The following is a 16,487-nucleotide window of genomic DNA, read 5'->3' on the forward strand; positions in this document are numbered from 1 at the left end:
TAGTCACACTGGCGTATATTCAACATGGGGTTTTGTTTATAACCGGCCTATAACTATCGAGAGTCTGCAACAGGAACTTGGTGGTTGCTAGCCTTATCAACCAAGGTGCCACATATGCTACAAAAAAACCAGTTTTTATCAGCTATTCCCGCGCTAACGATAGCAATGGCCATGACGTCAGTAGCCTATGGATCCACTATCGCTAAAACGGCCTCGGCGGCTCCTCCTGCGGCGGCCACCGCCAGTGTGATGAGCGTGGCGGCTGCCACCCCGTCTGTTACTTCAAGCGGTATTCCCACGGTGGTGCAGAACTCCTGCATGGCTTGCCATGGCCTGCAGGGTGTGGCGGCAGATGGAGGTATGTTCCCCAATTTGGCAGGACAATGGAAGCCCTACATCCTGCGGCAACTCGACCATTACAAAACGCACACCCGCGCGGATCCGCAATCATCCATTATGTGGGGCATGGTGGCCCCGTTGACGTCCGCGCAGATACAGCAGGTCGCCGCATACTTTTCTTCTCAGAAGCCCGCATCGGGACATGTTTATGATCCCAAACTCGTCGCCGAAGGCAAAAAACTGTACTTCGGAGGGTTGCCCAAGGCACACATGCCAGCGTGCATGGCCTGCCATGGCGCAACGCTGGCCGGTCTGCCCCCGTTTTTCCCGATGTTGGCGGGGCAAAAGCGCACTTATGTGATTAACCAACTGACCTATTTCAAGTCAGGACAGCGGGTTGCCACCCATAAGGGCATTATGCAATACGTGGCTTCCAGGCTGAATCAAAAGCAAATCACCGCGCTGGCCGCCTATATAAGGTCACGGTGAGCCTCATGACTGAAAATGATTATACCAAACCGAAAGGTGACGGTGCTCTGGAAGGGAAAACGATACTTGTCACCGGTGCGGGAGACGGCATTGGTAAGGCGGTATCCATTGAATATGCCCGACAGGGCGCTACGGTCATTTTGTTGGGAAAGACGAAGCGTAATCTGGAGGGGGTTTACGATGAAATCACCGACTATGGGTACGTGGAGCCAGCCATTCTTGTGGTGGATCTCGCCGAACCGGCAGCCGATGCATTTAAAACCATAGGTGCGGCCATTTCCAGCGAATTTAAACAGCTGCATGGCATAGTGCACAATGCGGCGGAACTCGGGATGTTGACGCCGCTGGAAATCTATGAAGATGTTCTGTGGGATCATGTATTTCAGGTCAACGTAAAGTCTCCACTGCTCATAACGCAACAGTGCCTTCCGTTATTAAAAGAGGCTACGTACGCCTCTATCATTTTCACAACGGATGAATCTGGCGTAAAGCCCAAAGGCTATTGGGGTGCCTACGGGGTGAGCAAGGCCGCTATTTTGCATATGGCGCGCATGTGGGCGATAGAGTATGCCAACACGAATATTCGGGTGAATATCGTAGATCCTGGGCCTTGTAGAACAGGGCTTCGCCTGCTGACGCATCCCGGCATGCCGATGAAGCGATATACGCCTCCTGAAGCAATTACCAGTATCTATATGAGATTAATGGATTGTGATGTGTTGGGTCATAACGGCGAGTTGTTTTATGCCCAAGATTTTATCAATCCCGATTTGGATGACAGAACTGAAAGGGATCTGGCAACTTCTACCATGTAATCCATCAAATAGCACATAGGAATCAATATCATGTCAGACGAAACGCAAGACAACAAGCATGCTCCGAATGTAACGCGTCGCCGCTTCCTCACGGCGCTGGTGACGGTATCTGGTGCAGCGGTGGCGGGCACTATCGTAGTACCAATGGTCAAGTCGCTGGATCCAACAGCCGCCGCCGCTGCCTTAGCCACCACGACCATTGATCTGAATCCCATCGAACCAGGGATGCAAATGGTGGCGCTGTGGCAGGAGAAGCCCGTTATTGTGGTAAACAGAACCCCAGAAATGCTGGCCACACTGGATGAGACCGCGCAGAAGGGCCTACTGAAGGATCCCAACTGCAATGTGCCGCAGCAGCCGCCCTATTGCAAAAACAAGTATAGGTCACGGGTGCCGGAATGGTATGTCGGCATCAAAATATGCAACCACCTGTGTTGCATCCCGCACTACCGGCCCAAAAAAGCCAGCGTCGCTCCGTGGTGGCTCGGCGGATTCCATTGCCCTTGCCATGGATCGATGTACGATCTTTCTGCACGCGTAATCAAAGGGTCACCCGCCCCTCACAATATGGCGGTTCCGGAATATGACATCGACATGGAAAAGAAAAGCGTCGTGGTAACCAAAATGTATCCGCTCGCGCATTTGTGCTGAGTGTGGTAGCCGAGAAAGGAGGCTGATATGAGTTTCAAAGAGTGGTTTGTCAAACGTTCGCCATTGCCGGAGATGTGGCGGGAGCACATGGCTGAATACTACGCGCCCAAAAATTTCAACATCTTTTATTACGCAGGGTCCCTGCTGTTACTGATGGTAGTGCTGCAGTTCCTGTCAGGATTTTTGGTTATGGCACACTACATACCAACCGCCAGGGATGCATACGACTCCGTATATGGAATCATGTATGACGTGCATTATGGTTGGCTTATGCAGTATATGCATGTCGACGGCGTATCCCTGATATTCATACTGCTGTACATACATATGGCGCGGGGCATGCTTTACGGCTCCTACCGATCACCGCGAGAGATCGTCTGGATCATTGGCTATACGACCTATCTGGCTTTTATGGCGGAGGCATTTTTCGGATATATACTGCCTTATTCAAACCTGTCCTATTGGGCTGGGACGGTGATCACCTCATTATTCAAGTCCATTCCATTCATCGGGCATTGGGTAACCACCCTGGTACGTGGTGGCGCGGGAATGAGTGGTGATACGTTGGGCCGATTCACGGCATTGCATGTGACCGTGGTGTTTCTGGTCATTGTCGGACTGATCGTATTTCACATCCTTTATCTGCACAAGGTCGGTTCCAACAATCCCGACGGCATTGAAATCAAGGCCAACAAAGGACCCGACGGACATCCGGTGGATGGTATTCCCTTTCATCCCTACTATTCCGTGAAGGATCTGTTCGGATTCGGGGTATGGCTGACTATCTTCGCCGCAATTATTTTCTATGCCCCGACATTTCATCATATTTTCCTGGAGCGGACTATGTCCACGCCAGCGAACCCGTTGAAAAGTCTGCCGGATGTTACCCCGCCATGGTATTTATCGCCATTTTACGCCATGTTACGGGCGATACCGAATAAAAATGGTGGCATCATATTGATGGTGGTGGCGGTATTGTTCCCATTCGTGCTTCCATGGCTTGATAAAAATCCGGTGAAATCGACACGTTACCGCCCGATTACCCGTATTATGCTCATTATCTTTTTTATCAACTTCTTCGTGCTTGCCTATCTTGGAGAGCAGCCTCCGCTGCCTAAATATTTTTTCCCGGAGCGGTTGGGGGCGGCGATTTATGTGGCATTTTTCGTTTTATTGCCACTGGTGAGCAAGTTTGAGCCGACCCGTACGCCACCGGCGCGAGTCCGTTTCCGTGCCCACTGATATTGGGCAGAGAGGAGGAGTTATGAAAAAGTATGTTGTATGGGCGGGCATGACCCTGGGGCTGCTTGCTAATGCATCAGGGGCCTTTGCTGCAGATAACGGACCCAAGATGTTGACGCCGCATTACACCTATAATGCAAAGACCATTATTGCGGGTGCAAAGCTGTTCGCAACCGATTGTATGGCTTGTCATTCCATCAAATTCATGCGTTACGAGTTTCTGACGCAAGATCTGGGCATGTCTAAGGCCGATGTGCATAAATATATCATGTTGCCGACTGGTTCCGAATTTAAGGGAACGATGGTATCGGCGATGCCAATCAATATGGCGCACAAATGGTTTGGCCTTCCCCCGCCGGATTTGAGCCAAATGGTTCGGTATAAGAGTCAGGATTGGGTATATACCTACTTGCTGTCATTTTATCAGGATCCCAAGCGTCCATCCGGTTGGAATAACCATGTATTTCCTAACGTGGCGATGCCCGATGTGCTGGCGCCGTACGGTGGGATTGTGAATGAGCATGGGAAGGTGCTCCGTGCGGGTGACGAGTCTCCTCAAAAGTTCAAGGAGCAAGTGACGGATATTGTCGCTTTTTTAAGGTTTGTGTCCGATCCGTCCGTCGTGCAACGAGAGGACGATGGGCCTTGGGTACTCGGCTTGCTGGTGCTGTTTACTATATTTGCTTATTTCCTCAAAAAGGAGTACTGGAAAGACGTGAAATAAGTTGCCATCATTCAGGTCTATGACGCGGTGTAAATCTGCGGATTATAGGAAACAAGAGTGTTAAACCGTCAATCTAAAGGAGTAATATCATGAGTAAGGAAGAGAACGAAATTGAGAAGACCACGCCGGAGAGCCTGAGCCGCCGGGATGTCTTGAAAGGTCTTGCGATAACGGCTGGTGTGGTGGCGGTTGGGGCCGTGACCGGAGTAAATCCGATCGGCGCGGCCCATGCGGCTGGAAAGTGTCCAGGAACCACACCGAAGGCTGCCCTGCAATATCGGCCACATCCCAACGGTAAAGACCATTGTGCGGTTTGTGCAAATTTTATCGCACCGCACTGCTGCAAAGTCGTGGCTGGATCCGTGGTGCCTGATGGGTACTGCTTGGCATTTATACCTAAACCGGCATAAAAACTTATTTGTGGCTTCTCCCCTTTCCCCTCTCGGTGGAGAGGGGATATTTCACCCGCACTGGCCAAATAGGCGATGAGTTATGAACAACCATGCGGAGTGGATGTTAGTGAAGCACAGGACTAGACTTATGCCTGTGAGATTTAGAGGTATGACCGAAAGGTAGCTCTACAAAATAAGGAGGTGCGGGGGAGGGCAGGTATTTTGCAATGCCTGCGGGCTACCCAGCCTTGGCGCAGACGCCAGGGACTCCGCGTAATATCATGTCGTTGCGAAAAATATCATGTACTGTGGTAGCGATGGCTGTGTGCGCATTGACTTTTACAGCCCCGGCTTTGGCGGCTGAGAAGCCCATGCAAGCGGCTATTCATGAGGGGGGCCAGTTATTCGCCGCAGCCTCCTTGGGGGTTAACGGTGAGAGCTGTATGACGTGCCACCGCGGTGGCGGACGCGTGGAAGGCATGTTACCAACAGGCAAAAAGATTCCAAGTCTTATCGGGGCTGCGGCCAGCTTTCCCCGCTATAATGAGCGCGCTGGGAGGGTGATAACACTGGGGATGCAAATCAACTCCTGCATAACGAATGGCCTGCACGGGATGCCGCTATCCTACGATGGCCCAAAGATGGTGGCGCTTATTAGTTACCTGACCGACCTGTCGCAGGGCAAACCCATTGATCTCCAAGGCGTGAAGCGGTGATCAAAGGTATGCTCCCTTCTGGGGCGATGGAATCAAGGGAGGTTGATTGACACAGAACGCCCGAGCTATGCCATCGTTTGTTATACGAATGTTGCTCATGGTACTGGCGGTGGTCCTGCTCGCGGCGTGTACAAAGAAGACAACGACATCCGCTAATTCCAATAAGGCGGGTGTCCTTGCAGGAGTAGCCAAACCCGGTATACTCAGGCTACCCGAAGTCTCTGCGGCCCACTTCTGGAGTATGATGGGCAGCCATCTGACATACATCCAACAAGGCCATGGCGGTCCCCTAATATATGACTTCACCGACACCAATTGTCCATACTGCCACGTCATGTATAGCTCTGAAAAGCGCCTCATCAATGAGGGTCGGCTAACAGTTCGCTATGTCCCCGTCGCTATGATAGAGCCTAGTAGCATGTCAGAGGCTGTTTATCTACTACAGGCCAAATCACCAGCCATGGAATTATCGCATATAGAGCGCATTATTGGTGATAATATGGATAATAAAAACCACGCAATGCTTCCACATGCTACTCATGTTTTTGATAAGCCATCTACGAGAGATATGGCAACAATTAGAGAGATAGAACTAAATAACGGATTTTTACGTGAGATAAACGTTGATCAACTCCCGGACATCATTTACCAGCAGCGAGGTGGTCATCTCGGATTGGTCAGTGGCTTGATCAGTGCGGGGAGGCTTACCGCGATGCTGTCGAAGATAGCGCGAGCGCCTGACGCTTATATGAAGAATGCCCATAATAGGGTAGCGCCGGTATTGATGGGTGAGAATGACGAATAAATATAGCTGGATTAAACCCGCTGTGGAATATAAGTGGCGCAAGGGTGCTGAGTTATGAGAGTCGGACCATTCAGTGTCTGGGGCCAGAATAAGTTATCGCCACTTAGAATGCCTAATTTTGTTATGAATCAGTATTTAGGGATTCTAAGTATTTCTGAAAACTATCAGCCTAAGTGGCAATAGAGAGTAATATATGCAGAAGAAAATGGCGGAATTCATTGTTATTCTTACCTCAATGCGCTTTGCGGTGTCCTTGCTCGTTTTATTGGCAATAGCCTCTGTCATTGGTACCGTATTGCCACAGGCACAGCCTTACACTGACTATGCACATCAGTTCGGCCCATTCTGGTTTGCCACTTTTAATTCTCTTGGGATTTACGATGTTTACGGAGCCCCGTGGTTTTTGACTATCTTGGGAATCCTGGTACTTTCTACAGCCTTCTGTCTGATAAGAAATATTCCGACAAAAATAATGGGTATGATAAACATCTGGAGAGACTATGTAAGTGATGGCGGCAAACATAATGGGTATCGCACTTCACTAAGTCTAGGATCCGCGACAGCGGTCCTTGCTTCATGGATGACTGCGGCGGGATATGCGCCGCGTGTTAGAACTACAAATACATCGGCTTCGCTGGTATCGGTTCGTGGGCGTTTTTATGGCGCAGGCTACATACTGACACATGCGGCAATTGTGATATTCTGCCTGGGTGCAATGTATAATGCCAATCTGCCACAGAAGTGGCAGTTATGGAACGGATCGATAGTTCCCGAGACTAATTTTTCTGAGCCGATATCTGATGTACCACAAGTGTCCAGGTTGCCACTGAACAATGCCGCGTACCGAGGTAATGTCACCCTCCCTGCTGGGGATTCCACGGCTAATGCGTTTGTTCCATCCGGTAATGGTTATTTAGTGCAGCCACTGCCGTTTGTGATACATTTGCATAAGTTTAGAATAAGTTATTATTCGAATGGCATGCCAAAGGATTTTGTTTCAGATATATACATTGAGAATCACCACGGGGAAGTACTAAAACGTGCTTTTGTTAGGGTTAATCATCCACTTTTATATCGCGGGGTAGACATATTTCAGGCGAGCTTTAGTAACGGCGGGACGTTGCTACACCTAGACAGCCATTCGTTTTCGAACCCAGGAGCCACGCCGAAGCATGTCGAAGCGCAGATAGGTGATACTTTAACTGTGCATGACAAATACCAAGTTAAAATAAAGTCTTTTTCGCTCCGGAATGTTATACCGGCAAAGGCCGCGGGCGTAACCGCAAGCCACTCGAGTCCATATGTGGATCTCGGTCCCAGCATGACTTATGTCGTGTCCTCCCCATCCGGACAGGAGGCAGAATTTAAGACGTTTGTATCTCCAATTGCCCGTTCCGGGCAGAACTATTTTTTGCAGGGTGTGCGAACAAAAGGGTCGCCGTCCTATCAATACCTGTTAATACCCGTCGGGCCTGATGGCGGAATAAATTTCTTCATGGCTTATTTGACGCAGTTAAGAAATGTTACCGCTAATGGGACCAAGCTTACTATGCAGGTTGCGACAACGATTTTCAAAAAACAAATAAGCACCAGCTACCCATCTATCATGTCTGACTACCGGCAGCAGGCAAAATTATTTCAGTCTGTTATGAATGCAATGACCCAGTTGCAGGCATATCCCGTTCCTTTCGTTATGACGGTTGATGGATATAAACATAAATGGGCTGCTGGAATTGAGGTTACAAAATGGCCGGGTACAATTTTTTTATATATCGGAAGTGTTCTGCTGGTGTTAGGAATAATGATATCATTTTATATGCCGCAACGACGGATTATGGTGAAACTGTCCGCCGCGGGTGAGGGTACTGATGTGGCAATTACCGGTCATAGCAGCCGTGGTGGAAGTAATGTACCTGAGGTAATAGATGCTCTTTACGAGCGTATAAAAACTGAAAGCGAAGGAGAACATAATGAATAGCTTGCATGTTCGTTTCGACGAATTAAACAACGACGCTGGGTTGCGTTCCAGTTGGCATCCTAAACCTATGGATGGTCTGTGGGCGCTGTTACTGACCGGTGGTGCTGCAGTTTTACTGCTGCTGTTTTCCAAGTCATTTGGGTATTGGCAGTACTTGATACTGGGATGTTGGTATGTAGCGCTTTTAATCTCAGGCCTCTATTGGCGCCCACTTCAAATCATGACCTATGTTGTGCTGGCGTTCTCCATGGTTGCCGTGTGGTTATACAGTATTGGGCAGACCCCGGACAACAATTGGCTGATGAGATATGTTCTCCAAGGTGATGCCGCGGCGATGTGGATGAGCGGCTTCCTGCTGCTTGCCACTATCGGGTACGAAATATATTTATTCACCTGCAAATCCTCTGTAGCTGCTGCGAGTACGGCCCTGACATGGCTCGGCGTTGTAATGGGATTTACTGCCTTAGGGGTGCGATGGAGAGAAACCTATATTGGCCATCCGTCATGGGGACATATCCCGGTTGGCAACTTATGGGAAGTGATGTTGTTATTCTGCGCTTCAACATCACTATTCTACCTGTTCTACGAATCGCGTTATAAGGCGAAAGCCTTGGGCGCGTTTGTAATGCCTCTCGTCGGAGTTGCAGCGCTATTTTTCTTGTGGATAACCTTTGCTCAGCACATGGATAAAATAGAGCCACTGATTCCTGCGCTGCAAAGTTTCTGGATGAAGCTCCATGTCCCCATGATGTTTATCGCTTATGCGAATTTCACCATCGCGTCGCTCGTCGGTTTCGCATATATCCTGGATGGCGTCTCCCAGAAGCGGGGTGGGGGGCTAGCCTTGATTCTTCCTGGCAAACAGGTCATGGACGACATCATGTACTCAGCCATTACATTTGGGTTCCTGTTGTTTACTATTTCCACTATTCTTGGAGCGGCATGGGCCGCCCAGGCTTGGGGTGGGTTCTGGTCATGGGATCCCAAAGAGACATGGTCACTTATTGTGTGGCTAAATTATGCAGGGTATCTGCATGCCCGCACAGTTAAGGGATGGCGAGGCACGAATATGGCGTGGTGGTCGTTTCTTAGTTTGTGGGTTGTGTCATTCTGTTTTCTGGGCGTTAATTTATTTTTATCGGGGCTTCATTCGTATGGCAAGTTATAATTACCCATGGCGCGCCGTGACCTGGCACCTCGGGCGCTGAGATGTTGAGGATGTTTAGAGATCCGCTGCGTGTAGCGCGTGATTACTCCACACTAAGATAGCATCGCACCAAAAAGGAGAGGCGGGAATGGGGCGGTCTATGGACTGCTATGCTATCCCATCCCAGCCACAAGCTGGGACATCCCGCATGCTTTGATGAATAAAAAGAATATTAGCTTTCCCTTGCTGCTATCGTCTATCATGCCCTTGGTTCTGGTCGGCTGTTCTACCGCCAGTACGCAGAACATGCAGCCACTTGCGTACAGCGGTTTGGCGAATAGTGCCGAGATGGGTAAAATAACCCCTTCTTCTCGACCGACTCCTGTGAAAATTGCGCATGAACCGCAGCGTGTGCATCTGTCAGCAACGACCACGAGCATGCTTGGCAAATCAGGCGCCATACAACTGGGAAGCCAAACACCTTGTGGTATGGTAGTAAACCTTCGCGGTCCGTTGGCAAAGGTACAGGTGGGACATGCAGCATACTGGGTCCTGATCAGCAAGCTGGATGATGCCCAAGGCTGTATAGAACGTCGATAAAGTGTTGCCTGTTTATAGTTCAGGCTCTCTCGCAGCAGCGCGATGATGGATAGGTTGGGCGTCAGGCCAGGTATTTTCAGTAGGTTGTGTGACTGTATCGTGAATAAATGGGATTGCTTGGGCTGCTTCTGTTTTACTGTAAAAACTATGAGACTGGTTGAGGGGATAATGTATGTCTGGGCAGCAGAATGACTTAAAATACACTTCAGCCGTGGCATTGGACGAGGTTAGCGTGGCGCCATCCGCTTTTTTCGGTTCACTGCTAATATTCTTTATCAGCATTCCATTTGTGGTTTTTGGCAGTGGCTTTGTTGTAATGATTGGGGCGGTAATAATTGTCTTATCATTGGTTGACGCAGCAAATATTGCGACATTAATGTTAACCACCAGTTGTCTTGTTGATAATGGTACCCTAGTGATAAAATATGGTATGGCGCGACGCCTAAATATTTCCATACCGGCGACAGCTATTCGAGATGTAAAGATTAAACAAACGTGGATTGGCGCGAAATTTAAATATGGCTCCGTAATCATTGTAGGTGATGATGTAGGGGTTATGGTGCAGTATATAAAAAACCCGTTGGCTGCAATGGAAGCAATTAACAAATCCATTGGTAGGTAGCCACGACAAAACCAAAACGCATTATATGGCCATATGTACATACCAAAAGTCGAGTATCAGCCCGCGATGTTGCGATCGTCGCCAATCAATAGAGAGGTGGTCAGAATGTCCAATAGCGATGTCGGTATCACAACCAAAGGTTGCGTAACCGAATTTGATAATACGACTAAGACGATACATACGGTTATGGCTATCGTATTGACTATTCAGATGGTTATTGGGTTGCTTGTTCATGACCCGCGCACGAAATTATATCTATATGCGCACGAATACGTTGGTATCGCGTCAACGATTGTTATTTTGGTCGAATGGCTATGGATATATACTGTGTCTCAGTTCTCTGTTTTATTCCCATGGAATCGCGCGGGTATGCAACAGGTTGTTAGAGATATAAAAAACTTGGGGAAACGCATCCTCCCTGAGGGCGGCAACACGGTTGGGCTGTCAGGGTTTTGGCATGGAATCGGAATAACATCGTTTACGTTGATGGCGTTAACCGGAATACTATTGCTTTTGGTTTTACCTCGTGGGAACTCGATACTTGGCCTGCACTCAAACGATTTTGTGCTATATACCGAGTTTGCTGTGGTCCATAGGGTAATATCTTATACTGCATGGGTGTATCTTGGTGGACATATACTTTTTGCCATTCTTCATGAACTCAACGGGAAGGGTATCATCGGAAAAATGTTTCTTTATAAATAATAAATAGGATCTTATTTGGGTGTTGGCGGCAGCGTGACTATCATGATGGTCCCTGGTATTCAGGATGGTGGTGCTATTAGGTTGTGGTTGTCCCAATAATTTACCGCATAGGAGGCCCTCAGTGGTTATGTTTTACTACCGTTTGTGCAGCGCTATTGCTAACGGATTATAGCCGCATCAATGCCCAAGGAAGCAATAAGCTATGATTCACTCCGGAAAGGATTTTGTCACCCGGAAGTGGTGGGGCCGCCGCCCGTCGTCCTCAGCATTGCGGGCTCTGATCCCAGTGCGGGTGCGGGCGTGCAGGCCGACCTGCTGACCCTGGCCAGCCTGGGCGTGCATGGCTGCACGGCGGTGACGGCGCTGACCGTTCAGGATTCGGTGAATGTACGTGCCTATACGCCGGTGAATCCGGAGCATACCGTAGCGCAGGCCCGTGCCGTGCTGGAAGATATGTCCATACGGGTCATCAAGATCGGGATGCTGGGAAGCGCGGCCATGGTGGCCGCGGTGAGCGCACTGCTGGCAGATTATCCGCAGATTCCCGTGGTGCTTGATCCGATACTGGTAGCTGGAGGTGGCACGGCCTTGGCCGAGACGGGGTTACGCGAGGCCTTGGTCGCGGACTTGCTGTCGCAAGTCACGGTGATGACGCCCAACGGGCCGGAAGCACTGGCCTTGTCTGGCGCTGACGATTTGCCTGCGGCGGGTGCCTGGCTCAATCACCATGGGGCGGAGTGGGTACTGATCAGCGGGGGGCACGGCGAGGGGCCGGAGCTGGAGAATATGCTGTTTCACGGTGAGACCTTGCAGCGGACCTTCCGGCAGTCCCGGCTGCCCCACCGCTACCACGGCTCGGGATGTACCTTGGCCTCGGCGCTGGCGGCGGGTCTGGCGCGTGGTTTAGCCATGGAAGAGGCCGTGGCGCGGGCCCTGGATTTCACCCATGCTTGCCTGGCGCATGCTTACTCGCCGGGGAAAGGACAGTATTTTCCGGATCGATGCTTTGGGGCGCGTGGGCATCGGGAGGGATAGGATGGTCGGGCAGAGCCCCCTTATTTCCGGGCTGTATGTCATCACCGAAGCGCGCCTGATGCCGGAGCCCGTTTTTCTGGCGCGGGCCGAGGCGGCGCTGCGCGGGGGGGCGCGTATTCTGCAATATCGGGACAAGGGCGATGTTGTGGCCGAGGCACCGCGACGGCGGCGGCAGGCAGGGGCTTTGCGGGAGCTTTGCGCGCAGTACAACGCCCTTTTCGTCGTCAATGATGATCCCCTGCTGGCGCAGGCCATCGGGGCACCCGCCCTCCATGTGGGAGCGGAGGATGTGCCCCTGGCAGCGTTGCGTGGGCAGTTGGGGCGCGCCATACTCATCGGGGTTTCCTGTTATGGATCGGTGCGGCAGGCGCAGGAGGCGGCGGCGCTGGGGGCGGATTATGTGGCCTTCGGGTCCTTTTTCGCCTCTCCCAGCAAACCGCAGGCACCGGTGGTCAGTGTGGATCTCCTGACGGCGGCGCGTGCGGTTATTGATCTGCCGATTGTGGCCATCGGTGGCATCACGGAGGCCAATGGGGGTGCATTGATCGCGGCGGGTGCGGATGCCCTGGCGGTGATTTCCGGCGTTTTTGCCGCAGACGATGTGGAAGGGGCGGCCCGACGCTTTACCGCCCTGTTCAGTAACCGTAAGGAGTGACGATGACGCAGACTTCACACGCCCTGTTCAGTGCGGCGCAACAATGCATTCCGGGCGGGGTTAACTCGCCGGTCCGGGCTTTTCACGGCGTGGGCGGTGACCCGATTTTCATCGACCATGCCGAAGGACCCTTCTTCTGGGATGTGGAAGGCAAGCGCTATATCGATTATGTGGGTTCCTGGGGGCCGATGATTCATGGTCACGGCCACCCGGAAGTGCTGGCAGCGGTGCATGCGCAGGTGAACAAGGGTCTTGGCTTTGGTGCGCCTACCGCCATCGAGGTGGAAATGGCGGAGCTGGTTTGCTCTCTGGTGCCGGGCATCGAGTCGGTGCGCATGACTTCCAGTGGCACCGAGGCGGTGATGACCGCCATTCGCCTGGCGCGTGGTTACACCGGGCGCGATAAGATCATCAAGTTTGAGGGCAATTATCACGGCCACAGCGACAGCCTGCTGGTAAAGGCTGGTTCGGGGGCGCTGACCCTGGGCCAGCCCTCGAGCGCGGGGATTCCGCGCGAGGTGAGTCAGGATACCCTGGTGCTGCCGTATAACGACCTCTCCGCGGTGGAAGAAATGATGGCGCAGTTCGGTTTTGATGTCGCGACCATTATCGTCGAACCGATTGCCGGCAACATGGGTTGTGTGCCGCCGGAGCCGGGCTTTCTGGAAGGCTTGCGTGCCGTGTGTGATCAACATGAGTGCGTGTTGATTTTTGACGAAGTGATGACCGGATTCCGGGTGGCGGTGGGCGGCGCGCAGGCGCTCTACGGGGTGCGGCCCGATCTGACCACGCTGGGCAAGATCATCGGCGGTGGTCTGCCGGTGGGTGCCGTCGGTGGCTCGCGGGAAATGATGGAGTATCTGGCACCCACCGGGCCGGTGTATCAGGCGGGGACGCTGTCCGGTAATCCGGTGGCCATGGCCGCTGGCCTGACGACCTTGCGGTTGCTGACGGTGCCGGGTTTCCATGCGCGCCTGGCGGCACAGACGGCCATGCTCTGCAAGGGCCTGGCGGAACGTGCCAAGGCCGCTGGTATTCCTATGCAGATCAATCAAGTACCCGCCATGTTCGGCTGGTTCTTTGCGGAACAGCCGGTGCGTGATTTTGATGCGGTCATGGCCGCCGACAGTAAACGCTACGCGCGCTTTTTCCATGGCCTGTTGGCGCGCGGGGTGTATCTCGCCCCCAGTGCCTATGAGGCGGGTTTCCTCTCGGCGGCCCACGGTGACGCCGAGATCGCCGCCACCCTGGATGCCGCGGAAGCCGTTTTAGCCACGCTGAAGGAGGACGCATGAGCACCCTGTTCACCCGCATCATCAACGGCGAAATTCCGGCGCAGAAAGTGCTGGAAGATGATCGTTATCTGGCTTTTCTCGATATTCGCCCGGTGCGGCCGGGGCACACCCTGGTCATTCCCAAGATCGAGCATGATTATATTTTCACGCTGGATGACGAGACCCTGGCCGGGTTGCTGCCCTTTGCCAGACGTGTCGTGCCCGCGCTGGAGCGGGTCACCGGCTGCAAGCGGGTCGGGGTCATGGTGGCGGGGCTGGAAGTACCGCATGCCCATGTGCACCTGATTCCCATGAATGCCATCCCCGACCTGAATTTTGCCAATGCCAAAGATACACCGGCGGAGGCGTTGGCGGCGATGGGGGATAAGATACGCGCGGCGTTGCGGGGGTAAAGGGTAACCCGCATTCACAGAAAGGGTATCCCTTGCGTCTGTTAAAAACGTCCTGGAGGGGCTTGTGGCTACCTTTATCGGCCTTGTGCATGATATGCGCGGGCGGTGGGACGCTGGCCGCCGCTAAAGATTGTCCGGCTCCCGTCGACATCAACCACGCCGATGTGGCCCAGTTGCGCTGTCTGCACGGCATTGGCGAAAAACGCGCCGCCGCGATAGTCGCTTTCCGGGAGGCGCACGGCCCCTTTCCCGGCCCGGCCTCCCTGGCGGCGGTCGTTGGTCCCAAGATGGCGCAGGCGCTGCGCGAGAGGGTGGTGGTGACCCCCATTTCGCGAGGCGTTTTGCCGAATCGCCCTTGACAGAAAAAACCGCGCTGTTAAGGTGAATGGCCTATTCTTCTCCCGATCATCATTAGAGCCGCCGACCAGATATGCCGCACCACCTTCGCATTGGTACCCGCGCCAGCCCACTGGCCGTCTGGCAGGCGGAGCATGTCCGCGCCGCCCTGTTGCGGCATCATCCGGGAATGACGGTCGAGATCATCACCATGACCACCAGCGGCGACATTCTTCTGGATGCGCCCCTGCATGCGCTGGGCGGCAAGGGCCTCTTCGTCAAGGAAATCGAGGATGCCCTGCAGCAGCAGCGGGTGGATATTGCCGTGCACTCCATGAAGGATGTGCCCGCACAACAGCCCGATGGTCTGGAGATGGTCGCCATCATGGCCCGGGAAGACGTCCGGGATGCCTTCGTCAGCAATGCCTTTCTGCACCCCGATGCCCTGCCGGAAGGCGCGCGGGTGGGCAGTTCCAGCCTGCGGCGGCGGGCGCAATTACTGGAACGCTACCCCCATCTGCGGGTCGATGACTTGCGCGGCAATGTCGCTACGCGCCTGCGCAAGCTGGATGAGGGGCATTATGAGGCGATCATCCTTGCCGCCGCGGGCCTTAAACGCCTGGGTTTATCGGGTCGTATTACCCACTTGCTGGATATGGACTGCTCTCTGCCGGCAGTGGGGCAAGGGGCCATAGGCATTGAGGCGCGCAGCGACGACCGGCGGACCCAGGAACTGCTGGCCCCCCTGGCCGATGCCGATACCCACAACTGCGTGCTGGCTGAGCGCAGCATGAATCGGGTGCTGGGCGGGGACTGTCGGCTGCCGGTGGCGGCGCTGGCCCAATGGCAGGGGCCGCAAATGCTCCTGCGCGGGCTGGTCGCCACCCCGGACGGCCGCCGGGTACTGCATGCCGAGGCGCGGGGCAGCGACCCCGTTGCCCTCGGCATGACCGTCGCTGCGGCGCTGGTCGCGCAAGGGGCGGCACAGATAATCGAGGATGTCAGAAACACATGAACAGCACCGCACTGCAAGGCAAAGGCATCGTGGTCACCCGGCCGCGCGCGCAGGCGGGCGAGATGCTGACCCTGTTGCAGGCGCAAGGCGCGCGCGCCATTTTGTTCCCCGCCGTACAGATCGAGGCGCCGGAGAACTGGCAGTCTCTGGATGACGCTTTGCATCAGCTGGTGGCGTATGACTGGGTGATTTTTTCCAGCCGCAACGCCGTCGCTTTTGCCCTCAGCCGCTTGCAGAGCCGCAACCTGTCCTGGCCGGCGGGGCCGCGCATTGCGGCGGTGGGGCGGGAGACCGCCAAGGCGCTGCGTGAGTTTGGTCTGCAGGTCGAGCTGGTCCCCCAGAGGTTCAGCTCCGAGGGTTTGCTGGAAAGTCCGGAGCTGGTGGCCGTGCAGGGACAGCGTATAGCGCTGTTTGCCGGTGATCAGGGCCGGGAGTTGCTGGAGAAGACGCTGGGCGAGCGAGGGGCGGTCATCGATAAGGTATTATGCTATCGGCGCGGTATTCCCGGTGTTAACCCGACGCCGTTGTTGCATG

19 protein-coding genes are annotated in these 16,487 nt (G+C 53.5%); all 19 read left to right on the forward strand.

The genetic code is table 11. From position 1 onward, the window contains the following. Positions 1-171: 171 nt before the first annotated feature. A complete protein-coding gene (locus tag M7F93_RS04090; RefSeq protein ID WP_298169498.1) occupies positions 172-828 on the forward strand; it encodes a c-type cytochrome in 657 nt (218 codons plus the stop codon). A gap of 5 nt (positions 829-833) precedes the next feature. Next, the gene (locus M7F93_RS04095; protein WP_298169501.1) at positions 834-1,643 is read left to right on the forward strand and encodes an SDR family NAD(P)-dependent oxidoreductase; all 810 of its coding nucleotides are present in this window, start codon (positions 834-836) and stop codon (positions 1,641-1,643) included. Between the two features lie 30 nt (positions 1,644-1,673). Continuing rightward, a complete protein-coding gene (petA, locus tag M7F93_RS04100; RefSeq protein WP_298169504.1) occupies positions 1,674-2,294 on the forward strand; it encodes a ubiquinol-cytochrome c reductase iron-sulfur subunit in 621 nt (206 codons plus the stop codon). 27 nt (positions 2,295-2,321) lie between these two features. Then, positions 2,322-3,536 carry a cytochrome b gene (locus M7F93_RS04105; RefSeq protein ID WP_298169507.1) on the forward strand — a complete coding sequence of 405 codons (1,215 nt, stop codon included), beginning with the start codon at positions 2,322-2,324 and terminating at the stop codon, positions 3,534-3,536. A gap of 22 nt (positions 3,537-3,558) precedes the next feature. Continuing rightward, a complete protein-coding gene (locus M7F93_RS04110; protein ID WP_298169510.1) occupies positions 3,559-4,260 on the forward strand; it encodes a cytochrome c1 in 702 nt (233 codons plus the stop codon). 89 nt (positions 4,261-4,349) lie between these two features. Continuing rightward, positions 4,350-4,670: an iron oxidase gene (iro, locus tag M7F93_RS04115; protein WP_298169513.1), complete on the forward strand. Its 321-nt coding sequence runs from the start codon at positions 4,350-4,352 to the stop codon at positions 4,668-4,670. Positions 4,671-5,023: 353 nt separating this feature from the next. Then, positions 5,024-5,368: a c-type cytochrome gene (locus tag M7F93_RS11910; protein ID WP_366144682.1), complete on the forward strand. Its 345-nt coding sequence runs from the start codon at positions 5,024-5,026 to the stop codon at positions 5,366-5,368. Between the two features lie 244 nt (positions 5,369-5,612). Continuing rightward, on the forward strand, positions 5,613-6,173 hold the full coding sequence (locus tag M7F93_RS04120) for a thioredoxin fold domain-containing protein (protein ID WP_298169555.1): 561 nt from the start codon (positions 5,613-5,615) through the stop codon (positions 6,171-6,173). 193 nt (positions 6,174-6,366) lie between these two features. Then, the gene (locus M7F93_RS04125) at positions 6,367-8,151 is read left to right on the forward strand and encodes a cytochrome c biogenesis protein ResB (protein WP_298169516.1); all 1,785 of its coding nucleotides are present in this window, start codon (positions 6,367-6,369) and stop codon (positions 8,149-8,151) included. Continuing rightward, positions 8,144-9,319: a c-type cytochrome biogenesis protein CcsB gene (ccsB, locus tag M7F93_RS04130; protein WP_298169519.1), complete on the forward strand. Its 1,176-nt coding sequence runs from the start codon at positions 8,144-8,146 to the stop codon at positions 9,317-9,319. The genes M7F93_RS04125 and ccsB overlap by 8 nt, the downstream gene beginning before the upstream one ends. A gap of 751 nt (positions 9,320-10,070) precedes the next feature. Continuing rightward, entirely contained in the window at positions 10,071-10,520 is a 450-nt protein-coding gene (locus M7F93_RS04135; protein WP_298169521.1) for a PH domain-containing protein, read from the forward strand. A gap of 105 nt (positions 10,521-10,625) precedes the next feature. After that, complete coding sequence (locus tag M7F93_RS04140; protein ID WP_298169524.1) at positions 10,626-11,225, forward strand: cytochrome b/b6 domain-containing protein; 600 nt, start codon at positions 10,626-10,628, stop codon at positions 11,223-11,225. Positions 11,226-11,405: 180 nt separating this feature from the next. Further along, positions 11,406-12,260 carry a bifunctional hydroxymethylpyrimidine kinase/phosphomethylpyrimidine kinase gene (thiD, locus tag M7F93_RS04145; protein WP_298169528.1) on the forward strand — a complete coding sequence of 285 codons (855 nt, stop codon included), beginning with the start codon at positions 11,406-11,408 and terminating at the stop codon, positions 12,258-12,260. A 1-nt stretch (position 12,261) separates the two neighbouring features. Further along, positions 12,262-12,915: a thiamine phosphate synthase gene (gene thiE / locus M7F93_RS04150; protein ID WP_298169531.1), complete on the forward strand. Its 654-nt coding sequence runs from the start codon at positions 12,262-12,264 to the stop codon at positions 12,913-12,915. A 2-nt stretch (positions 12,916-12,917) separates the two neighbouring features. Further along, positions 12,918-14,210: a glutamate-1-semialdehyde 2,1-aminomutase gene (hemL, locus tag M7F93_RS04155; RefSeq protein ID WP_298169534.1), complete on the forward strand. Its 1,293-nt coding sequence runs from the start codon at positions 12,918-12,920 to the stop codon at positions 14,208-14,210. After that, complete coding sequence (locus M7F93_RS04160; protein ID WP_298169537.1) at positions 14,207-14,602, forward strand: HIT family protein; 396 nt, start codon at positions 14,207-14,209, stop codon at positions 14,600-14,602. The genes hemL and M7F93_RS04160 overlap by 4 nt, the downstream gene beginning before the upstream one ends. A gap of 62 nt (positions 14,603-14,664) precedes the next feature. Beyond that, a complete protein-coding gene (locus M7F93_RS04165) occupies positions 14,665-14,961 on the forward strand; it encodes a ComEA family DNA-binding protein (protein ID WP_298169540.1) in 297 nt (98 codons plus the stop codon). A 71-nt stretch (positions 14,962-15,032) separates the two neighbouring features. Further along, positions 15,033-15,953 (forward strand): hydroxymethylbilane synthase, encoded by a 921-nt coding sequence (gene hemC / locus M7F93_RS04170; RefSeq protein ID WP_298169542.1) that lies wholly within the window; start codon positions 15,033-15,035, stop codon positions 15,951-15,953. Then, the coding region (locus M7F93_RS04175) for a uroporphyrinogen-III synthase (protein WP_298169545.1) at positions 15,950-16,487 on the forward strand (538 nt) is incomplete at its 3' end. The genes hemC and M7F93_RS04175, both read left to right, overlap by 4 nt.

The organism is Acidithiobacillus sp. (genome assembly GCF_027322205.1).
Lineage (GTDB): Bacteria > Pseudomonadota > Gammaproteobacteria > Acidithiobacillales > Acidithiobacillaceae > Acidithiobacillus.

Excerpts from the sequence above, each read along its gene's own strand:
- M7F93_RS04090 (WP_298169498.1), top strand. The coding sequence starts at position 172 with ATGACGTCAGTAGCCTATGGATCCACTATCGCTAAAACGGCCTCGGCG.
- M7F93_RS04095 (WP_298169501.1), top strand. The coding sequence starts at position 834 with ATGACTGAAAATGATTATACCAAACCGAAAGGTGACGGTGCTCTGGAA.
- petA (WP_298169504.1), top strand. The coding sequence starts at position 1,674 with ATGTCAGACGAAACGCAAGACAACAAGCATGCTCCGAATGTAACGCGT.
- M7F93_RS04105 (WP_298169507.1), top strand. The coding sequence starts at position 2,322 with ATGAGTTTCAAAGAGTGGTTTGTCAAACGTTCGCCATTGCCGGAGATG.
- M7F93_RS04110 (WP_298169510.1), top strand. The coding sequence starts at position 3,559 with ATGAAAAAGTATGTTGTATGGGCGGGCATGACCCTGGGGCTGCTTGCT.
- iro (WP_298169513.1), top strand. The coding sequence starts at position 4,350 with ATGAGTAAGGAAGAGAACGAAATTGAGAAGACCACGCCGGAGAGCCTG.
- M7F93_RS11910 (WP_366144682.1), top strand. The coding sequence starts at position 5,024 with ATGCAAGCGGCTATTCATGAGGGGGGCCAGTTATTCGCCGCAGCCTCC.
- M7F93_RS04120 (WP_298169555.1), top strand. The coding sequence starts at position 5,613 with ATGGGCAGCCATCTGACATACATCCAACAAGGCCATGGCGGTCCCCTA.
- M7F93_RS04125 (WP_298169516.1), top strand. The coding sequence starts at position 6,367 with ATGCAGAAGAAAATGGCGGAATTCATTGTTATTCTTACCTCAATGCGC.
- ccsB (WP_298169519.1), top strand. The coding sequence starts at position 8,144 with ATGAATAGCTTGCATGTTCGTTTCGACGAATTAAACAACGACGCTGGG.
- M7F93_RS04135 (WP_298169521.1), top strand. The coding sequence starts at position 10,071 with ATGTCTGGGCAGCAGAATGACTTAAAATACACTTCAGCCGTGGCATTG.
- M7F93_RS04140 (WP_298169524.1), top strand. The coding sequence starts at position 10,626 with ATGTCCAATAGCGATGTCGGTATCACAACCAAAGGTTGCGTAACCGAA.
- thiD (WP_298169528.1), top strand. The coding sequence starts at position 11,406 with ATGCCCAAGGAAGCAATAAGCTATGATTCACTCCGGAAAGGATTTTGT.
- thiE (WP_298169531.1), top strand. The coding sequence starts at position 12,262 with ATGGTCGGGCAGAGCCCCCTTATTTCCGGGCTGTATGTCATCACCGAA.
- hemL (WP_298169534.1), top strand. The coding sequence starts at position 12,918 with ATGACGCAGACTTCACACGCCCTGTTCAGTGCGGCGCAACAATGCATT.
- M7F93_RS04160 (WP_298169537.1), top strand. The coding sequence starts at position 14,207 with ATGAGCACCCTGTTCACCCGCATCATCAACGGCGAAATTCCGGCGCAG.
- hemC (WP_298169542.1), top strand. The coding sequence starts at position 15,033 with ATGCCGCACCACCTTCGCATTGGTACCCGCGCCAGCCCACTGGCCGTC.